This is a genomic window from Mesorhizobium sp. M7A.F.Ca.CA.004.12.1.1, from assembly GCF_003997835.1.
In the GTDB taxonomy this organism is placed as follows: Bacteria; Pseudomonadota; Alphaproteobacteria; order Rhizobiales; family Rhizobiaceae; genus Mesorhizobium.
On sequence record NZ_RZRK01000768.1, the window covers coordinates 1 to 2,894 of the forward strand.

Below are 2,894 nucleotides of genomic sequence, written 5' to 3' on the forward strand. Positions count from 1 at the left end.
CTGCCATCTTCGCACGGGCGGGCGCATAGGCCTCGATCGGCTGAGAGATCTTGGCCGACGGGCCGGCCCAGTCGGTGGAGAAGCCGCCCGGTTCGACCAGCGTCACATGGATGCCGAATTCCGCGACCTCGATGCTCAGCGACTGGCTGAAGGCCTCCAGCGCCCATTTCGAGGCGTGGTAGAGGCCGAGCGAGGCAAAGGCATTGACGCCGCCGATCGACGAAATCTGGATGATGTGGCCGGAACGCTGCGCCCGCATGATCGGCAGTGCGGCCTGAGTGACCCACAGCGCGCCGAAGACATTGGTTTCGATCTGGTCGCGAGCTTCCTGTTCGCTGACCTCCTCGATGGCGCCGAAATGGCCGTAGCCGGCATTGTTGACGACGACGTCGAGCCGGCCAAAACGCTTGTGCGCCTCGGCGACTGCGGCATCGACGGCTTTCTTGTCGGTGACGTCGAGCTTTATCGCGGCAATCCTGTCGCCGTATTTCTCGACGAGATCGGCGAGCGTGCCGGCATCGCGGGCGGTGGCCGCGACGCTGTCGCCGCGCGCGAGTGCAGCCTCGGCCCAGACGCGACCAAAGCCCTTCGACGATCCGGTGATGAACCAAACCTTTGATGTCATGATCTTGGAGACCTTGCCCCTGCGGGCGTGATTTTGCGTGAAAGCGGAGGCCTCTCCGCTTTCGGGCATATACGGTCCGTCCTCTGATTTTCCAGAGGCGACCGGAATCTTTCGAAAAAGACGCCTGAATTATCAGGGATAATTCACCTGAGACGACCACGCCGGATCCTCGTGCTTCTCCCAATAGAGCGCCATCAGCCGGCTGGTGATCGGTCCGACCTTGCCGTTGGCGATCGCCGCGCCGTCGATCTCGGTCACCGGCATGATGCCGCCCGCGGTCGAGGTGATGAAGACCTCGTCGGCCTCGCGCAATGCAGTGACGCTGACATCGGCCGCGGTGGCGGCAAGACCTTGTTCGGCGCAGAGATCGAAGACGGTGCGGCGGGTTATGCCCGGCAGCACGCCAATGGAAGGCGTCGACAGCTTGCCGTCCCTGACGCAGAAGACGTTGAAGCCCGGGCCCTCGGCGACATTGCCGTTGAAGTCGAGGATCAATGCGGTCTCGGCGCCGCGATCATAGGCATCGTAGAGGCCGCGCACCAGATCGAGCCAGTGGTAGTTCTTGATCGCCGGGTCGATCGAGGCCGGCGGAATGCGCATCTTGGCGCTGATGGCGACACGCAGGCCGCGCTGCAACTGCTCGGCATTGGCGACCGAGCCGAACGGCACGGCGAACGCCATGAAGCGGTTGACCGCCTGGCGCGGGTCGCGGCTGAAAGTCGGCGAGGCGCCGCGCGTGCACAGCATTTCGACATAGGCGGCGCGATGACCCGACAGCGCCACGCAATTGTGCAGGATTTCGGTAACGCCGTCGCGATCGAAGGGGATGGTCATGCGCAGCTTTTCCAGCCCGCCGAAGAAGCGGTCGAGATGCAAATCGAGGCGGAAGAAGCGGCCGTTCCAGACATGCACGGTGTCGTAGGTGGCGTCGGAATGCAGAAAACCCCAGTCCAGCACCGAGATCTTGGCCTGCGACATCGGCAGGTATTGGCCGTCGAGGAAAGCGACCCCCTCGGGATAGGAGTGCGGGTCGACATGGCGGTCGTCGACGACGGGCGGTCGCTTCTCGTCCTGTGTTGCCATTGTCCGGCTCATCGGGGCCTCCTGTCACGCAGGCGAGAGGCTAGCGGCGCTGGGCAGAAGGCATAGAGCCACCCGCCCGGCGCTGTTCGGCCTCCATGACGATCTGGCCGATACATTCGATCGCGATTGCCGTATCGTTCCGGGTCTGAACGGGAGGGGAAAATGGGCAGGTTTGGGGCCGTCACAGCGGCAATGATGATGTTCGCCGCTGCGGGCGACGCCCGCGCCCAGTGCGCGCGCGAAGGCGAGGAATTGTGCCAGGGCGGGCAGACCTATCGCTGCGAGAAAACCGGCGGCGAATTGACTCCGATCTTCCAGAACCTGCCTTGCGCGGTGAACGTGCTGTCGCTGAGCGGCACCTGGGTAGGCAATGGCCACCAGAGCCCGGCGGGTGACGCCGGCGCCGACTGGGCGATCGCCATGACCATCAACGATGGCAGCGCGTCGATCGACTATCCGTCACTCGGCTGCGGCGGATCGCTGTCGCAGACGTCAAGGGACGACATTTCGGCGGAATACCACGAGAACATCACCTACGGTCGGGACAAATGCATCGACGGAGGCAACATCACCGTCAGGTTTTACAAGGGCAATCTGTCCTGGATTTGGGTCGGCCACGCCGATGGCCAGACCTACAATGCGGTCGCCGTGCTAAAGCGGAAGTAGCCGTGGTCATTCCTCCTCGTCGTCGGCGTCGAGCAGGCGGGTTGCGCGCCAGCGGGTGAGCACGATGTTGGTCTGCTCGATGACGAAGAAACGCGCCGAGTCGCGGTCATAGCCTTCGCTCAGCAGTTTCTCGTAATCGGTGTGCATGTGGCGGATATGGGCAATCGTCGCCAGCCATACGGCGATGCCCGGCGGCAAGGTCTTCATGTGGACCGCGCCGGCGTCGGTGCGGATCTTCTCCATGTCGGCATAGGGAGCCAGCGGCAGAAGAGCGGTCAGCGCCTTGGCTATGGCGCGGCGGCGGCCGGTCGGCGCCGTCACCGCCGGGTCCGATCGGGCTCGTCGCGCCCTTCGATGGTCGCCTCGGCAATAGCGTCGGTCGAGGCGAAATAAGGTTTGATGTCGATGACCGGCGTGCCGTCGAGCACATCGATGGCGTCGAGATCGATGCGGCCGGTGCGTTGGTCGAGCGCGACGAGCCGGACCACATGCAGCCCGATGGGGTTGGGGCGGGCAGGGG

Annotated in this window: 5 protein-coding genes; 1 reads left to right on the forward strand and 4 read right to left on the reverse strand. The window is 64.2% G+C overall.

Translation table 11 applies throughout. The annotated features are described in order from the left end of the window. Positions 1–694: SDR family NAD(P)-dependent oxidoreductase (locus EN984_RS29200; protein ID WP_245480140.1), on the reverse strand; the 694-nt coding region annotated here is incomplete at its 3' end. Between the two features lie 63 nt (positions 695–757). Next, positions 758–1,720 (reverse strand): D-amino acid aminotransferase, encoded by a 963-nt coding sequence (locus EN984_RS29205; RefSeq protein ID WP_127267194.1) that lies wholly within the window; start codon positions 1,718–1,720, stop codon positions 758–760. Positions 1,721–1,870: 150 nt separating this feature from the next. Here EN984_RS29205 and EN984_RS29210 point away from each other — a divergent pair, with 150 nt between their 5' ends. After that, positions 1,871–2,374 (forward strand): hypothetical protein, encoded by a 504-nt coding sequence (locus EN984_RS29210; protein WP_127267193.1) that lies wholly within the window; start codon positions 1,871–1,873, stop codon positions 2,372–2,374. 6 nt (positions 2,375–2,380) lie between these two features. Here the strand turns inward: EN984_RS29210 and EN984_RS29215 are convergent, their stop codons facing one another. Both EN984_RS29215 and EN984_RS29220 read right to left on the reverse strand, forming a co-directional pair. After that, a complete protein-coding gene (locus EN984_RS29215) occupies positions 2,381–2,695 on the reverse strand; it encodes a DUF2293 domain-containing protein (protein ID WP_127260329.1) in 315 nt (104 codons plus the stop codon). After that, on the reverse strand, positions 2,692–2,894 hold a 203-nt coding region (locus tag EN984_RS29220; RefSeq protein ID WP_206517503.1), incomplete at its 5' end, for a TrmO family methyltransferase. The genes EN984_RS29215 and EN984_RS29220, both read right to left, overlap by 4 nt.